15 protein-coding genes are annotated in these 15,392 nt (G+C 69.7%); 2 read left to right on the top strand and 13 right to left on the bottom strand.

Annotation, left to right across the window (positions count from 1 at the left end; translation table 11 throughout):
- Positions 1 to 401 (bottom strand): cyclic nucleotide-binding domain-containing protein (locus A7B20_RS03190; protein ID WP_172960951.1); only part of this gene is annotated, 401 nt, incomplete at its 3' end.
- 205 nt (positions 402 to 606) lie between these two features.
- On the opposite strand from A7B20_RS03190, the gene A7B20_RS03185 reads away from it, so the two are divergent.
- Complete coding sequence (locus tag A7B20_RS03185; protein WP_102107099.1) at positions 607 to 1,350, top strand: SDR family NAD(P)-dependent oxidoreductase; 744 nt, start codon at positions 607 to 609, stop codon at positions 1,348 to 1,350.
- Here A7B20_RS03185 and A7B20_RS03180 read toward each other — a convergent pair.
- The 4 genes from A7B20_RS03180 to A7B20_RS03165 form a co-directional block, all read right to left on the bottom strand.
- Positions 1,344 to 2,321, bottom strand: coding sequence for a DUF535 family protein (locus tag A7B20_RS03180; RefSeq protein WP_102107098.1), 978 nt, complete (start codon positions 2,319 to 2,321; stop codon positions 1,344 to 1,346). The two genes, A7B20_RS03185 and A7B20_RS03180, sit on opposite strands and share 7 nt — an antisense overlap.
- 106 nt (positions 2,322 to 2,427) lie before the next feature.
- The gene (locus A7B20_RS03175) at positions 2,428 to 3,084 is read right to left on the bottom strand and encodes an NAD(P)-dependent oxidoreductase (protein ID WP_102107097.1); all 657 of its coding nucleotides are present in this window, start codon (positions 3,082 to 3,084) and stop codon (positions 2,428 to 2,430) included.
- Positions 3,085 to 3,186: 102 nt separating this feature from the next.
- Complete coding sequence (locus A7B20_RS03170) at positions 3,187 to 3,948, bottom strand: amino acid ABC transporter permease (protein ID WP_102107096.1); 762 nt, start codon at positions 3,946 to 3,948, stop codon at positions 3,187 to 3,189.
- Positions 3,945 to 4,649 carry an amino acid ABC transporter ATP-binding protein gene (locus A7B20_RS03165; RefSeq protein ID WP_102107112.1) on the bottom strand — a complete coding sequence of 235 codons (705 nt, stop codon included), beginning with the start codon at positions 4,647 to 4,649 and terminating at the stop codon, positions 3,945 to 3,947. The genes A7B20_RS03170 and A7B20_RS03165 overlap by 4 nt, the downstream gene beginning before the upstream one ends.
- A gap of 175 nt (positions 4,650 to 4,824) precedes the next feature.
- On the opposite strand from A7B20_RS03165, the gene A7B20_RS03160 reads away from it, so the two are divergent.
- Positions 4,825 to 5,592: a transporter substrate-binding domain-containing protein gene (locus A7B20_RS03160; protein WP_102107111.1), complete on the top strand. Its 768-nt coding sequence runs from the start codon at positions 4,825 to 4,827 to the stop codon at positions 5,590 to 5,592.
- Positions 5,593 to 6,042: 450 nt separating this feature from the next.
- On the opposite strand, the gene A7B20_RS03155 is transcribed toward A7B20_RS03160, so the two are convergent.
- From A7B20_RS03155 to A7B20_RS03120, 8 genes are all read right to left on the bottom strand, one after another.
- The gene (locus A7B20_RS03155) at positions 6,043 to 6,678 is read right to left on the bottom strand and encodes a MarC family protein (RefSeq protein ID WP_102107095.1); all 636 of its coding nucleotides are present in this window, start codon (positions 6,676 to 6,678) and stop codon (positions 6,043 to 6,045) included.
- Positions 6,679 to 6,862: 184 nt separating this feature from the next.
- Positions 6,863 to 8,119 carry a D-amino acid dehydrogenase gene (locus A7B20_RS03150; RefSeq protein WP_102107094.1) on the bottom strand — a complete coding sequence of 419 codons (1,257 nt, stop codon included), beginning with the start codon at positions 8,117 to 8,119 and terminating at the stop codon, positions 6,863 to 6,865.
- Positions 8,120 to 8,441: 322 nt separating this feature from the next.
- Positions 8,442 to 9,590 (bottom strand): aromatic ring-hydroxylating oxygenase subunit alpha, encoded by a 1,149-nt coding sequence (locus tag A7B20_RS03145; protein ID WP_102107093.1) that lies wholly within the window; start codon positions 9,588 to 9,590, stop codon positions 8,442 to 8,444.
- A 159-nt stretch (positions 9,591 to 9,749) separates the two neighbouring features.
- Complete coding sequence (locus A7B20_RS03140; protein ID WP_102107092.1) at positions 9,750 to 10,820, bottom strand: Gfo/Idh/MocA family protein; 1,071 nt, start codon at positions 10,818 to 10,820, stop codon at positions 9,750 to 9,752.
- Positions 10,817 to 11,815, bottom strand: a complete 999-nt coding sequence (locus tag A7B20_RS03135; protein WP_102107091.1) for a Gfo/Idh/MocA family protein — start codon at positions 11,813 to 11,815, stop codon at positions 10,817 to 10,819. Before A7B20_RS03135 ends, A7B20_RS03140 begins: the two co-directional genes overlap by 4 nt.
- A gap of 3 nt (positions 11,816 to 11,818) precedes the next feature.
- Complete coding sequence (locus A7B20_RS03130) at positions 11,819 to 12,841, bottom strand: Gfo/Idh/MocA family protein (RefSeq protein ID WP_102107090.1); 1,023 nt, start codon at positions 12,839 to 12,841, stop codon at positions 11,819 to 11,821.
- A complete protein-coding gene (locus tag A7B20_RS03125) occupies positions 12,838 to 13,929 on the bottom strand; it encodes an ABC transporter ATP-binding protein (protein WP_102107089.1) in 1,092 nt (363 codons plus the stop codon). Before A7B20_RS03125 ends, A7B20_RS03130 begins: the two co-directional genes overlap by 4 nt.
- A gap of 382 nt (positions 13,930 to 14,311) precedes the next feature.
- Positions 14,312 to 15,391 carry a carbohydrate ABC transporter permease gene (locus A7B20_RS03120; protein ID WP_102107088.1) on the bottom strand — a complete coding sequence of 360 codons (1,080 nt, stop codon included), beginning with the start codon at positions 15,389 to 15,391 and terminating at the stop codon, positions 14,312 to 14,314.
- Between the last annotated feature and the right edge of the window lies 1 nt (position 15,392).

Here is a 15,392-nt window from a genome sequence, read left to right as displayed (position 1 = left end):
CTGCGGGCCAGCCGCTGCGCCAGCGCCGCCAGCACCGCCTGGCCGATCTCGGGCACGTCGCGGCTCAGCCGGTCCCAGGCGCTCTTCGAGAGCACCAGCACCTCGCTGTTCCTCAGCGCCACGACGCTGGCCGAGCGGGTGCCGCCGGCGAAGAAGGCGATCTCGCCGATCGGCTCGCCCGCGCCGATGGCGGCGATGGCCTGGCCGCGCGAGACCACCGCGAAGCGGCCGCGCAGCACGAGATAGAGGTCGCCCACCGGGTCGCCCTCGACCACCAGCGCGCGCCCCTGCTCGACCACCTCGGCGCGGGTCTCGGCCAGAACCCGGTCCACCAGATCCTCGCCGAGCCCGGCCAGGAGCGGCGTTGCGCCAAGGGCGCGCGCGGCGTCGGAGCGGTTCATCGAAGGCTCACGGCTGGCAGGAGGCGGCCGGACGGTACGGCAGGGAAGGAAGGAATGACAAGGACATGGGCGACGGCATGGCGCCATATTGCCGCGCCGGGACGGCGACGCAAACGCAAAACGCGAAGGCGCCGATTTCCCCTCGTCCCCCGGCCGCCGCTGTGCAAGTCTCCGCCCCGAAGCGAAGGCGAGGGAGGAATGCGCCATGAACACCTACGATCTCAACGGACGCATCGCCGTCGTCACCGGTGCGGCCCAGGGCCTCGGCCTTGCCATCGCCACCCGGCTCGCCGCCTCGGGCGCCACGGTCGCGGGCTGGGACATGAACGCCGAGGCCTGCGAGGCCGCGATGGCGAAGCTCGGCAACGCCCGCGCCTTCGGCTGCGACGTCGCCGACTGGGACAGCGTGACGAAGGCGCTCGCCGCCACGGAAGAGGCGGTCGGACCCGTCGACATCCTGGTGAACTCGGCCGGGATCGCCGGGCCGAACGCGCCGGTGGCCGACTACGACAACGCCGCCTTCGAGAAGATCGTGGCGGTGAACCTCACCGGCACCTTCTTCGTCAACAAGGCCGTGGTGCCCGGAATGCGCGCGCGGGGCTACGGGCGGATCTGCAACATCGCCTCGGTCGCGGGCAAGGAGGGCAATCCCAACGCCAGCGCCTATTCCGCGTCGAAGGCCGGCGTGATCGGCTTCACCAAGTCGCTCGGCAAGGAACTGGCCGACGTCGACGTGGCGGTGAACTGCGTCACCCCCGCCGCGGCCCGCACCCCGATCTTCGACCAGATGAAGCAGGAGCACATCGACTACATGCTCTCGAAGATCCCGCGCGCCCGGTTCCTGGAAGTGGACGAGGCCGCGAACATGGTGGTCTGGATCGTCTCGGCCGAGAACTCCTTCACCACCGGCGCCGTCTTCGACCTGTCGGGCGGGCGCGCCACCTACTGAGGAGGATCGGCCGGAAGGTGCCCGGCGATGCGCGCGCGGGCGCTTTCGAACACCGCCTCGACATGGGTGCGCCGCTGGAGCGCCCGCCGCCGCTTCGCCCCCGTCACCCCTCCGAGCGGCCGGCGGAAGGCCGGAAGCGGGATCACGAGGCCGAAGGGCGATCCGGCCTGCCCGCCCAGCGTCTCCCAGAAGACGTCATAGCTGCTGCGGAACCGCGCCTCGGCCTCCGGCGTGACCGAGGGCTGGCGGCGGGCCGAGATGCCGACCGCGCGCGTCATCCCCTGCGCCAGCGCGAAGCCGCTGAGCGCGCCGAAGCACAGATGCGCCGCGGTGGTCCGGTCGAAGGCCCTGTTGAAGGCCGCCTGGTAACGGTGATCCTGCGCCGACTGCTTGCGTACCACCAGCGGGGCCAGCCGCCCGGGCGCACCCCCGGACCACAGCATGTCCTCGGGCAGAAGCGAGAAGGACATCGTGCAGACCGGCCCGCCGTCCACCTCGAAGTCCAGCGACAGCCCGCCTTCCCACGGCGCGTCCCGGCTGGCGGAGAGCCGTATGCCGTAGGCCACGCCGCCCGCCTCCCGTCCCCACAGCGACAGCCCCCCGCCCGCCACGGCGCGGCGGTAGGCGGGATCGAAGGCGGCGGACTGCTGGGCGTAATGGGCATGGGCGGCGCGGATCCGGTCGTCCGCCCCCATCCCGCGCGCGAGGTAGTGGCGGTAGGAGAGGAAGAACAGCGCGTCGGCCTCGTCCAGGTGGGCGGCATGGTCCGCGAGGGCGGGCAGCGCGACCAGCGCCCGGCGCATTTCGCCGCGTCCCGGCAGGAACAGCCGCCCGCGCCGGAGAACCCGCATCACCGCCACCGGCCAGCGATAGCGCGCGAGATCCCCCGCCAGCCCGGCGAGGGGCGAGCGGAAGGCCCGGCTCAGGCGATGCGCCGCGGCGCGCCGATCGGGATGGGCGGTATGGGTCATCGCTCTGCCGGGTTGCCTCGTGCCGCGGGATGGAACAGCGCAATCGTGTCCGGGGCAAGGCGCGGAGGGGTCATTGTTCCGCCCCCGCCACCCCGCCTGTCCCGGCTCACATGCGCGTCAGCACGACGTCCGCGCGGATGTCCAGATCCTGCTCGACCGCATCCACGAGGTAGCGCGCCACCTCGGCCCGCGAGACCAGCCCGTTGCGCCACTGCCGCGAGTCGCGCAGCACCCGCATCCGGCGGCTGATCCCGCCGTTCGTCAGGATCACCGGCCGCACGATGGTCCAGTCGAGCGGGCTGTCGAGGATCATGTTCTCCTGCCGGTCCTTGTCGGCATAGGGCTTGCCCAGAACCGCCTTCTGCGCCAGCCGCTCGACGCTGCTGAGGGCCGAGCGGCTGCGACCGGCCCCGAACCCCGTGACAGCCACCAGGCGCCGCACGCCTGCCGCTTCCATCGCGGGCAGCAGGATGCGGGTTGAATCGGAGAACAGCGTCTCGCGCTCCCAGAGCATCGCCAGCCGCTCGGGGATGCCGAGAGCGTAGATCACCGCCCGCACGCCCTCCAGCGCGGCGGCAAGGTCGTCGGGATCGGTGGCGTCGCCCGGGAAGGGCGTGAGGCCGACAGCATGCGCCATGTCCCCGGCGGACCGGGCGAAAGCGCGCACCGGCAGGCCGCGTTTCAGGGCCTCGGTCGTGGCGGCGGCGCCGATGCCGGAGGTGGCACCGAGGATCAGGAGCGGGGCTTTGGCGGATGCAGGCATGGTAAGCGCTTCGTTTGGGGTGTCCCATAGACCTATGGCACCTTCCGGCAGTTTCCAGAGACGCGGAATCGGGAGCGCGCGCCCGGCCCCCCGCCCGGGACATCACCCGTTGCGCTCGTCCGCCCCCATCCGCCGCTCCAGCCAGCGCACGGCCGAGGAGATCACCAGCACCAGCACGAGGTATTCGAAGATCAGCAGCGTGTAGATCTCCAGCGGCCGGTACTCGGTCACCACCAGCTCGTTCGCCCGCCGCGTCAACTCCTGCATCCCGATCACCGAGGCGAAGGACGACATCTTGACGATGTAGATGAACTGGTTGCCCAGCGGCGGCAGGATCCGCCGCACGGCCTGGGGCAGCACGACATGACGCATCGTCTGCCAGTGCGTCAGCCCCACCGTCTGCGCCGCCTCGCTCTGGCCCCTGCCGATCGACTGGATGCCCGAGCGGTATATCTCGGCCGTGAAGGCCGAATCCGAGATCGCGAGGGTCAGCACCGCACCCCAGAACGGGTCGATCTGCACGGAAAGGCCCATGGAGCGGAACACGATCGGCAGGCCGTAGAACACCCAGAACAGCATCGGCAGCAGCGGGATCGCGCGCACGAACTCGACATAGCCGCGGTTCAGCAGCCTGAGCGGCCGGTGCGCCGAGAACCCCGGCAGCGCCACCAGCAGCCCCAGCGCCATCGACAGCACCGCCGCCACCACCGACAGCAGGATCGTCGCCCCCATGCCGCCGACCAGGAACCTGACGTTGGTCCAGCCGTTCGGCGTCCTCGGGTCGATGACGTACCACCCCCAGTTCTGGGAGGAGGCGCAGCCCGCCAGCGCCAGCAGCGCCACGATGCCGAAAACCCGGCTCAATGCCGCAGGATCCGCGACAGGAAGTCCCGGCAGCGCGCCGTCTTGGGCGCTTCGAACAGCTCGGCCGGCGCGCCCCGCTCGACGATCTCGCCGCCGTCCATGAACACCACCTGGTCCGCCACCCGCCGCGCGAAGCCCATCTCGTGGGTGACGACGACCATGGTCATCCCCTCCTCGGCCAGCTCGATCATCACGTCCAGCACCTCGGCGATCATCTCCGGATCCAGCGCCGAGGTCGGCTCGTCGAACAAGAGCACCTTCGGCTCCATGCAGAGGCTGCGCGCGATCGCCACCCGCTGCTGCTGCCCCCCCGAAAGCTGCCCGGGCCGCTTGTCCGCCTGCTCGGGGATCCGCACTCGCGCGAGGTAGCGGTGCGCCCGCGCCTCCGCCTCCGCCCGCGCCATCCCCCGCGCGCGGATCGGGCCCAGCGTCAGGTTCTGCAGCACGGTCAGGTGCGGAAACAGGTTGAACTGCTGGAACACCATTCCGACCTCGCCGGCCGGGGCCGCCTCGGCCAGCCCGTGCCCGGCCACGCGGATCACGCCCTTCTGGTGTGTCTCGAGCCGCGCGATGCAGCGCACCACCGTGGACTTGCCCGAGCCGGAGGGGCCGCAGATCACCACCCGTTCGCCCGGCGCGACGCGAAGCGATATGTCCTTCAGCACATGGAAATCGCCGTACCACTTGTTCACGCCCGCCATCTCGATCGCGGGAACGGGCGGGGCATCGGGCACGGGCGGCGGTCCTTCGGGGCTGAATTTTCGGGCGTGTGTGAAAGAGGTTATCGGTGGTTTCGCGCCGCTATCAAGGGCATAATCCCGCCCGTGAGAGCGAAACGGACCGCAAGGGCGGGACCACCATGGGGAATGTGACATGATGCAGAAGATCCTGGGCGCCGCGGCGCTTCTGGGCGCGCTGGCGCTGGCGACGGGGGCAAGCGCGCAATCGGCGCTGAACCGGATCCTCGACAGCGGGACGATGAAGGTCGGCACCACCGGGGACTGGAACCCGATGACCATGCGCGATCCGGCGACCAACAGCTTCAAGGGCTTCGACATCGACGTGATGAACGAGCTGGCGAAGGACCTCGGCGTCGCGGTCGAGTTCGTGCCGACCGACTGGAAGACGCTGGTGAACGGCGTCGTGGCGGGGCAGTACGACCTCACCGGCTCGGCCTCGATCTCGCCGCCGCGGATGAAGGTGGCGGGCTTCTCGGAAAGCTACCTCTCGGTCGAGACCTACCCCTTCACCACGAACGACAAGGCCGACCGGTTCGACGGCTACGACTCGATCAACCAGCCGGGCGTGGTGGTGGCGACGGAGCTGGGCACGACGTTCGAGGGCTACGTGAAGGCCTGGTTCCCGAACGCCGAGATCAAGGTCGTCGAGGCGCCCGCCCGCGGCTACCAGGAGGTGGTGTCGGGCCGCGCCGACGTCTTCGTGACCTCCAACATCGAGGGCGCCGAGCTGGCGGCGAAGTTTCCCATCGCCCCGGTGAAGGGTGCCGAGCCCCGCGCCCCCTCGCCCATCGCCATGCTGCTGCCCCAGGCCGACCAGGTGTGGATCAACTACGTCAACAACTGGATCAAGGTGAAGGAGGCCCAGGGCTTCTTCGAGGCGACGCGCCAGAAGTGGGGGCTCTGACCTCCCGAGCCGCGCCACGCTCCCCCGGGCGGACCAGGAAACGCACCGCGTTTCCCCGCCCGTCGCGCCCACGGTCCAGCCAGACCACTAGCCACCGGCACAACGAGAGGCCAGCGCCCGACCCGGCGGGCGAGAAGCGCCCGCCGGGGGCGGGGCGGGCGCTGGCCGGGGGCTTTGGCCCCCGGCTGGCATAGGAGGACGGCGCGCGCTGTGGCCGAGACGATGGCCCCGGCCATGGAGAGCGCCAGTCCACGAGCCTCGAAGCCGCGCCACGCTCCCCGGGCGGACCAGGAAACGCACCGCGTTTCCCCGCCCACCGCGCCGACAGGCCAGCCAGACCGTCTGTCACCCGCACACCGAGAGGCCGGCGCCGCATGACGAAGAGCGCCCGGTCGCCGCGCGCCGGAGAGGGGTCCGGGGAGAGGATCCTCCTCTCCCCGGCAGATCGCCCTACCCCGCCGCCGGCAGCCGCAGCATCTCGAGCGCCTCGAAGCCGCCCAGCACGGAATCCACCGCCACCGTCGCCAGCACGATCCCCATCACCCGGCTGATCACGCTGGCCCCGGTGTTGCCGATCCACCGCTGCACCTTCGTCGCCAGCAAGAGCAGAACCAGCGTCAGCGCCAGCACCGACACCAGCAGCCCCGCCGTCACCGCCTGGTCGACGACGGTGTTCGACTTGTTGTCGGTCAGGATCACGATCGCAAGCATCGCCCCAGGCGAGGCGATGGAGGGCATGGCGAGCGGAAACACCGCCCCCTCCAGATGGTCCCGCTCGGCCTCGCCGATCTCGCGCAGGGGCTTCGATTCGCCGAAGATCATGGTCAGGGCGAACAGGAACAGCACGATCCCCCCCGCGATCTGGAACGACCCCAGCCTCAGCCCCAAGGCCTCCAGCACCAGCTGCCCGCCGACGAGGAACAGCAGAAGCACGCCCGTCGCCACCAGCACGGCGCGGATGGCGAAGCGTCGGTGCAGCTTCTTCGGCACATGAGCGGTAGCGAACAGGAACACCGGGAGCGAGCCCACGGGGTCGATCACCACGAACAGCGTGATCCACTCGCGCAGCAGGTTTCCCCAGTCCATCCTTCCCTCGCCCTCCCGAAGCTTTCCGAGACTGCCATGACACCGCGGCCCGCGAGATGCCAGCCGATCCGGACGCCGGCCCGCTGCGCGGACGCGATCCGGTGGGCCAGCCCGGTGCCGGACCGACAGCCCCGCGCCGCACCACGCCGATCATGGCCGCCGCGGACGGGCGCCGGCCGCCAGTCTAGGCGTAGCGCGCGGCGGTCAGCCCGTCGAAGTCGATCTCGGGCGTGCGACCCAGAACCACATCCGCCACCGCCCGCCCCGAGCCGCAGGCCATGGTCCAGCCCAGCGTCCCGTGCCCGGTGTTCAGGAACAGGTTGCCATACCGCGTCGCCCCCAGAACCGGCGTCCCGTCGGGCGTCATCGGCCGCAGCCCCGTCCAGCCCTCCGCCTGCGAGATGTCCCCACCCTTCGGGAACAGGTCCGAGATCACGTGCTTCACCGTATCCGTCGCATGGGGCCCGAGACGCCCGGAATACCCGGCGATCTCGGCGGTGCCCGCCACGCGGATCCGGTCGCCAAGCCGGGTGATCGCCACCTTGTGCGTCTCGTCCATGATCGTCGACTGCGGCGCCATGGCATCCTCCGTCACCGGCAGCGTCACGGAATACCCCTTGACGGGATAGACCGGGATCCGGATCCCCGCGGGCTTCAGCAGCCCCGCCGCATAGGAGCCGAGGGCGCAGACATAGGCGTCCCCCTCGACCACGCCGGCCAGCTCGGTGCGGATCCCCTTCACCCGGCCACCCGAGGTCAGGATCTCGCGGATCGACTGGCCGTACTGGAAGTTCACCCCCATCCCGGCGCATTTCTCGGCCAGCGCGATGGTGAACATCCGGCAGTCCCCCGTCCGGTCCGCCAGAAGCCGCAGGCCGCCCACGAACTTGTCGCGGACCGCGGCCAGCGCGGGCTCGGCGGCGATGCAGCCGTCGCGGTCGAGCTCCTCGAAGGGCGAATCGAACGCGGCCAGCACCTCCTGGTCCGCGCGGCTCGCCTTCATCTGCTTCCCGGTGCGGAACAGCTGCAGCGTTCCCTGGGCGCGGCCGTCGTACTCGATCCCGGTCTCCGCGATCAGCTCCGGCATCACGTCCCGCGAATAGTTCGAGATCCGCACCATCCGACTCTTGTTGATGCGGTAGCTCTCCTCGTTGCAGTTGCGGATCATCTGGGCGCCCCACATCCACATGGTGGGCGAGATCAGCGGCCAGATGAACAGCGGCCGACGCTTCATGAACAGCCACTTCACCGCCTTCATCGGGATCCCCGGCGCCGCCCAGGGCGAGGTCATGCCATAGGACAGCTCCCCGGCGTTGGCATAGCTCGTCTCGAGGCCCGGGCCCAACTGCCGGTCCAGCACCGTGACCTCGGCCCCCTGCTTCGCCAGGTAGTAGGCGGTGGTGACGCCGATCACCCCGGCGCCCATGACAACGACCTTCATGTACCCATCCCTCCGGTTCCGCCCCGATCCTGCCCGCCCCGTCCCCCGTCCGCAAGCCGTCGCGCGACGGCGCGGCGCGGGGCGCACGCTCCGTCGGCCCGGCCCGTGGCGGACGGGCAGCCCGTCGCGCCGCCTGCTCCGCGGAAGACGCCGCGCGGCGCTTGCTGCGGGGCGGTCCGGCGCCTTCCCGCGGACCCCGAAATTTTGGAAAATTTCGGTCCGGAATTCTCGAGAATTCCGGCCCCCGGCGGCACCGTGACGCCGCTGCGGCCCCCGCTGCGCCTCGGATCGGGGGCGGCGGCCCGTCGCTCCGACCGCCGGCTCAGCCCTGTTTCAGCATGCCGCTGATGTAGGTCGCGAAGTCGTAGTTCGGCCGCTCGAGGTGGCTCAGGTGCCCGGGCTCCGCCAGGGAGGAGCAGAGGCCGCGGTAGACCGCCTCGGTGCAGCCGCGGTCCTCGTCGTTGACCCGGTCGAGCAGATCCTTCAGCGCCGCGAAATGCTCCTGCGCCTTCGGATCGTTGACATAGTCGGGCGAGAGGCCGCCGCCGTAGATGATCCTGACCTTGCCGGGCCCGTCGGGGTGCAGCGAGAGATACCAGAAGTACCCGGGCGTCAGCGTGATCAGGAGCGCCGGATAGATCGTCACCAGCACCGTGGTGCGCCGCATGTCGCCCTCCAGCGTCGTGTTCGACGGATGGGCGTTGGTCAGCGGGGCGTTCGGATCCTTCAGGATCGAGTGGTAGTTGAAGGTCGCGCCCGAGGGCGGGCAGTCCATCTCCTCGAGCTTCACGAAGCCGCCGATGGTGCCGGCGTGGCAGACCGGCAGGTGGTAGCTTTCCATGAAGTTCTCGGCCAGCACCTTCCAGTTGGTATTCCAGTGGTGGTGTTCCTGGAAGGTCTGGACGTAATTCTCCATGCCGTAGGGCTCGATCAGGGCCGCCACCTCGGCGAAATGGGTGGCCGGGTCGGGCGCGTCGGGGTTGAGCGAGACGAGCACCCAGCCGAGCCAGGTCTCGCAGCGAAGCTGCGGCAGGCAGTAGTCGCCGCGCTGGAAGCCCTCGTTGCGCCCCATGCCCGGTGCGCCGCGCAGGCGGCCGTCGAGGTTGTAGGTCCAGGCGTGGTAGGGGCAGACGATCGAGCGGGTGTTGCCGGACCCCTTCAGCAGCGTCGACATGCGGTGCAGGCAGACGTTGCTCTGGGCGCGCAGGGTGCCCTCGTTGTCGCGCACCACCATGACCGGCCGTCCCGCGATCTCGGCGGTGACGTAGTCTCCCGCCTTCTCGAACTGGGTGGCGCGGCCGACGCAGATCCATTCCCTGGCGAAGATCTCGGACAGCTCGCGGGCGACGAAGCCTTCGTCCATGTAGACGCTGCGCGGCATGGCGCGCGCCTCCTCGAACGGAACGGCGACGTTCTGCGCCAGTTCGCTGGCGGGATCGGGGCCGAGGGCGCGGCTGGTCTGGACGTTCATCGGGCTGCCTCCGTTGCGCGGTCTCCGGCGGGCGGGCGCCGGACGATACGTTCCCGAGATTGAGCCGGGATCGCGCAGGCCGCAAGCCGGATTGCGACGCACCCTGTCCCGGGCCGGACAGCGCGCTTCCGGACTGCCTGCCCCTTGAACGGTTTCCGGTCAGTCTGCCGGATCGGGCAGCCAGCTGCGGTACATCGGATGGTCCGCCGTCAGCGGCAGGCGCACGGGCGCACCGCTGCGGGCCGAGGCATAGGCCGCGGTCACGAACTCCAGCGACCGCCGCCCGTCGGCGAGCGTCACCTCCCGCCCCCCGGTCCCGTCGAGCGCGTCGGCCAACGCCTCGAACATCCCCGCGAAGCCGCTGCGCGCCGTCCCGACCCCGGCCAGCACCGCGTCGATGTCGGCCTGCCGCGAGGGCGCGCGGGCGGTGAAGGTCCAGCCCTTCGCGGCCAGGGCATAGGGGGAATGGTCCGATTCCACCGTGAAGCCCTCGAAGCAGAGCCTGAGGCGCGAGCTGTTGCCCGCCGCGCCGAGGGTGACGGAACTGGAGATCAGCGCGCCGGACTCCATCCGGATCGCCAGCGCCGCGCAGTCCTCGGTCTCGATCCCGTTCACCCGCGTCGCGGTGTCGGCGAAGACCTGCGCGACGGGGCCGATCAGCCAGGGCAGCAGGTCGTGGATGTGGATCGCATGGCCCAGCAGCGCGCCGCCCCGCTCCCCGGCCCAGGTGCCGCGCCATGGAATCGCGTAATAGGCGGCGTCGCGGTCCCAGTGGGTTTCCAGCGTGCCGACGAAGCACCGGCCCGCCAGCCCCGCCTCGATCAGCGCATGCAGCTGCGCGGTGCCGAGTCCATAACGGTACTGGAACACCGGCGCCACGGTGCCGCCGGTCCGCGCGACCGCCTCGGCCAGCCGGTCCGCCTCGTCCAGCGAGGCGACCAGCGGCTTCTCGCAGACCGCGATCTTGCCCGCCTCCAGCACCCTCACGACGTTCGAAAAATGCAAGTGCGGCGGCAGGCAGACATCGACGATATCGACTTCAGGATCGTCGAGCACCGCGTTGATATCGCTGACGACATTCGCCCCCGGATAGCGGTCCGCCAGGGCCTGTCCCCGGACGGTGTCAAGCTCGCAGATGCTGTGGATGTTAAACCGCTCCGGCAGCGCGGCATAGCCTGCAGCGTGCTCCGCGCCGATGCCTGCGCCGACGATGCTGACCGACCGCCTCATGTCGTCGCCATCTGCTGCGCCCGGATCGCCAGTTCCATGGTGGTGAAGGTATGCGCCTGTCCCACCGCCGTCTCGGTGCGGTCCTGCACGTCCGCCACCAGCCGCGGGAAGTAGGGCAGCGGCATGTCGGAACAGTCGATGCGCACGTTCTCCTCCCCGTTCACGAGGTAGAGGTTGCCGGTGCGGTGCGGCTGGCCGATGTCGGTGTATTTCCTGAGCTCGATCTGCCCTTCCGTCCCCTGCAGGAACAGCCGCCCGTCGCCCCATGTCGGCAGGCCGTCAGGGGTGAACCAGTCGACGCGGACATAGCCGTGGCCGCGATCCGATTTCAGCACCATCTCGCCGAAATCCTGGAAGCCCGGATGGTCCGGCATCGTCGTGTTCTCGACCAGCGCATGCACCACCTCGGCCGTGTCGGAGCCGGTGAAGTGCAGGAACTGGTCGATCTGGTGGCTGCCGATGTCGCAGAGGATCCCGCCGAACCGCTCGGTCACGAAGAACCAGTCGGGCCGGGTCCTGAGGTTCTGCTTGTGCGGCCCCAGCCCCACCGTCTGCACCACCCGCCCGATGGCGCCCGCCCGCACCAGCTCCTCGGCCTTCGCCACCGCCGCGACCTCGAAGCGTTCCGAGAAGTTGACGGTCCAGATCCGCCCCGTGCGCGCCTGCACCTCGCGCAGCGCCGCCAGCTGTTCCGAAGTCGTGCAGCCGGGCTTGTCGACCATCACGTCCTTCCCGGCCTCCATCGCCTCGATGGCGAGCGCGGCGCGGTCGGCGGGCACGGCCGAGATCAGGACCATCGCCACCTCGGGGTCGTCGAGGATGCGGCGGCGGTCCGCCACCCGCTCCAGCCCGAAGGTCTCGCGGAACTTCGCCTCGGTCACCGCCGGGCCGTCGCTCCACCAGTGGGTGCAGGTGCAGCCCTGCGCCAGCATGTTCGACAGCATCCCGAAGATGTGCCCGTGGTCGATGCCCAGAACGCCCAGTTTGAATGCCATCGCTCAGTCCCGCTCCACCTTCACCGTCTTTCCCGCCCGCCCCGACGCTTCCAGCGCCGCGATCAGGGCATGCACGTCCAGCGCCATGCGCCCCGTCACCATCGGCGCGCGGCCCTCGCGCAGCGCCGCCGCGAAATCGGCGATCACGGTGCCGTGCCAGTCCGAGGTGAAGGCCATCGGATCGGCCCCCGCGCCGGAGGTGCCCGCCGCGCCGAACTCCTCGTGGCTGCCGTCCTGCCCGTCCAGCACCAGCGTGCCGCTTTCCAGCCGGGCCGAGGCCGCGGCGCCGTGCAGCACGATGCTTTCGCCCCGTCCCGGGAAGCTCGCCGTGGTGGCGGTCAGCGTGCCGACCGCGCCGTTGGCGAAGCGCAGCCCCGCGGCCACGAAATCTTCGGCCTCCATCCGGTGGAACCCGGTTGTCGCCGTCAGCGCCGTGACCTCGGCGACAGGCCCGGTCAGCGACAGCATCAGGTCCAGCGTGTGGATCGCCTGCGAGATCAGCACCCCGCCGCCGTCGCGCCCGTAGGTGCCCCGCCCCGGCGCGTCGTAATAGGATTGCGACCGCCACCAGGGCACCTGCACCTCGACCATCCTCAGCGCGCCGAGGCGGTCGAGGTGATGCCTGAGCTCTGCCACGACGGGCCGGGCGCGGTGTTGCAGCATGATGCCAAGGGGGATCCCGGCGAACTCGCAGGTCTCGACCAGCCTGCGGGCGGCCTCCAGCGTCCGCTCCACCGGCTTTTCCATCAGGATCGGCACGTTGGCCTCGGCCAGGGTATCGACGATTCCCGTCCGTGCGTCGGGCGGCGTGGCGAGGATGGCGAAGTCGATCTTCGGGTCCGCCGCGATCTCCTCGACCGAATCGTAGCTTCTGGCGTCAAGCGCGTGGCGCTCCAGGAAACCGAGCCTGGCCGCCTCGCTGCGGGCGTAGACGCCGGCAAGCTCCACATCGGGCAGGTTGGCGATGGCGTCGACATAGGTCTTCGCCACCATGCCGAGCCCGATCAGGGCAACGCGGGCGGTCATGGCTCGGCCCGGTCGAGCTTCAGCGCCCGCTCGCCTTCGCCCGCGAAGACGTGGACGCGGTCCATGTCGAAGGTCACGCCGATCTCCTGCCCCCGCTTCAGCGGGATCTGGCGGCCCAGCTGCACCGTCAGCGTCTCGCCGTTCGGGAATGCGGTGTAGATGTAGGTCACGGCGCCCAGCTGCTCGAAGTTCTGCACCGACGCCGTCAGGTCGCCCTGCCCCTCCAGCGATACACCGATGGATTCGGGGCGCAAGCCCAGGGTCACGGACTGTTCGGAGGCCAGCGGCTCGACGGGCCGGATCTGCCGCGTCAGCCCGCAGTCGAGCGTCAGCGTCCCGTCCTGCGCCAGCCGCCCCTTCAGGAAGTTCATCTGCGGCGCCCCGAGAAAGCCCGCGACGAACCGGTTGGCCGGGTGGTTGTAGAGGTCGAGCGGCTTGCCCACCTGCTCGATCCGGCCCGCGCGCAGCACCACGATCCGGTCGGCCATGGTCATCGCCTCGACCTGGTCGTGGGTGACGTAGATCATCGTGTTGCCGAGCTGGCTGTGCAGGTTCGAGATCTCGACCCGCATCTGCAGACGCAGCTCTGCATCGAGGTTGGAGAGCGGCTCGTCGAAGAGGAAGATCACCGGCTCGCGCACGATGGCGCGCCCGATGGCGACGCGCTGCCGCTGCCCCCCCGAAAGCTGGCCCGGCCGGCGGTCGAGCAGCATGTCGATCTGCAAGAGCTTCGCCGCGTCGTTCACCCGCCGGTCGATCTCGTCCTTCGGCATCCGGACGTTCTCCAGCCCGAAGGAGAGGTTCGAGCGGACGGACATGTGGGGGTAGAGCGCGTAGGACTGGAACACCATGGAGAGTCCGCGCTCGGAGGCCGGGATGTTGTTGACCCGGCGGTCCTTCAGCAGGATGTCGCCGCTCGTCGGGTCGTCGAGCCCCGCGATCAGGCGCAGCAGCGTGGACTTGCCGCAGCCCGAGGGGCCGACGAAGACGACGAACTCGCCCTCCTCGATGGCCAGGTCGATGCCGTGGATCACCTCCACCTGCCCCCAGGACTTGCGGATCTGGCGGAGTTCGAGGGCGTGGGTCATGGGAGGGGAGCCTGTGGGAATGTCGTTGCAGCCGACGTCGATACCCTGGCGGCACGGGTCGACACGCGTGGATCGGCGTACCGATATTGAGCGGAACGCGGGTCAGGGATGCCGAGGGCCGCGCCCGACCCTGGGAGGGCGCTTTGAAACGTCTGAGCGGAGCGAGTGCCTCGAAGCATTGAGGACGCTCCTGCTGCGAATGACATCGCCAATGCGCCCTCCCGGGGGGAGGGTCGGGCGCGGCCCGGCGTTGCCGCCGGGCCTGACAGAGGGTAAGCGGTGCGCTTTGGGACGCAACACCGGGGTGGCCAGCGCTTATCCATGTCCTCATGTCCCGCAATCTGGAGCGTCGAAGGAACAACCTCGGAAGGGACACCCCCCATCACTTCAGTCCCGTCGTCGCGATGCCCGTGGTGATGAACCGCTGGAGCCACACGAACACCAGCGTGATCGGCACCAGCGACACCACCGTCATCGCAAGTATGTAGTTGAAGTTGCTGTCGAACTCGCCCGAGAAGGTGGTCAGCCCGATCTGCAGCGTATGCTTCGAGGGGTCCGAGATCAGCACGATCAGCGGCCACAGGAAATCGTTCCAACGCCAGATCACCGACAGGATCGCCAGCACCGAGAGCGCGGGCAGCGACAGGGGCATGACGATCCGCCAGAAGATCCGCCACTCGCTCGCCGCGTCCATCCGCGCCGCTTCCAAGAGCTCGTCGGGGATCGTCAGCATGTACTGGCGGAGCAGGAACACCCCGGTCGGCGTCGCGGCGGCGGGGATGATCACCCCCCAGAGAGAGCCGAAGATGCCGAAGGACCAGACCACGAAGAACAGCGACACGAGGATGATCGAGGACGGGATCAGGAGCGTCGCGATGATCAGGATGGTGAAGGTCAGCCGCCCGCGGAAGCGGTACTTCGACAGGGCGAAGGCGGCCATGGCGTTGATCACCAGCGTGATCAGCGTCGCCATCACCGTCACGAAGACCGAGTTGAACAGGTAGGTCAGGAAGGTGAAGTTCGTCTGCCCGTTCCGCTTCAGGATCGGGTCGAGGTAGTTCTCCGTCGCCACCCGGATCTCCTCGTTCGCCTCCAGCGACGTGCGGGGGACGGTCAGCACCGTCTCGGGATCGTCCAGCGCCACCACCTCCGTCTCGGCCCGCGTCGGCCCCGCCTTCACCACGTCCCGCTCGCTCCCGTCCGGCGCGGTATAGGTCCAGACCGGCTTCACCCCCTGCCCCGGCACGTCGGCCTCGACCTGTGTCATCGGCAGGATGCGGGTGTCGAAGCTGTCGATCGCCCGTTCGTCCTTCAGCGACGACACGAAGGTCCAGAGCACCGGCACGAGGATGATCAGCACCCCGAGCACGAGATAGCCATAGGCCAGGATATCCGCCGCGCCGATCCGGTCGGCCCTGTCGGCCGATCCCTTGGTGCGGGTCAGGAAGGTCGCGATGCCCATT

The organism is Oceaniglobus roseus (genome assembly GCF_002869745.1).
Lineage (GTDB): Bacteria > Pseudomonadota > Alphaproteobacteria > Rhodobacterales > Rhodobacteraceae > Oceaniglobus > Oceaniglobus roseus.
This window is presented reverse-complemented; position numbering and strand designations above follow the sequence as displayed.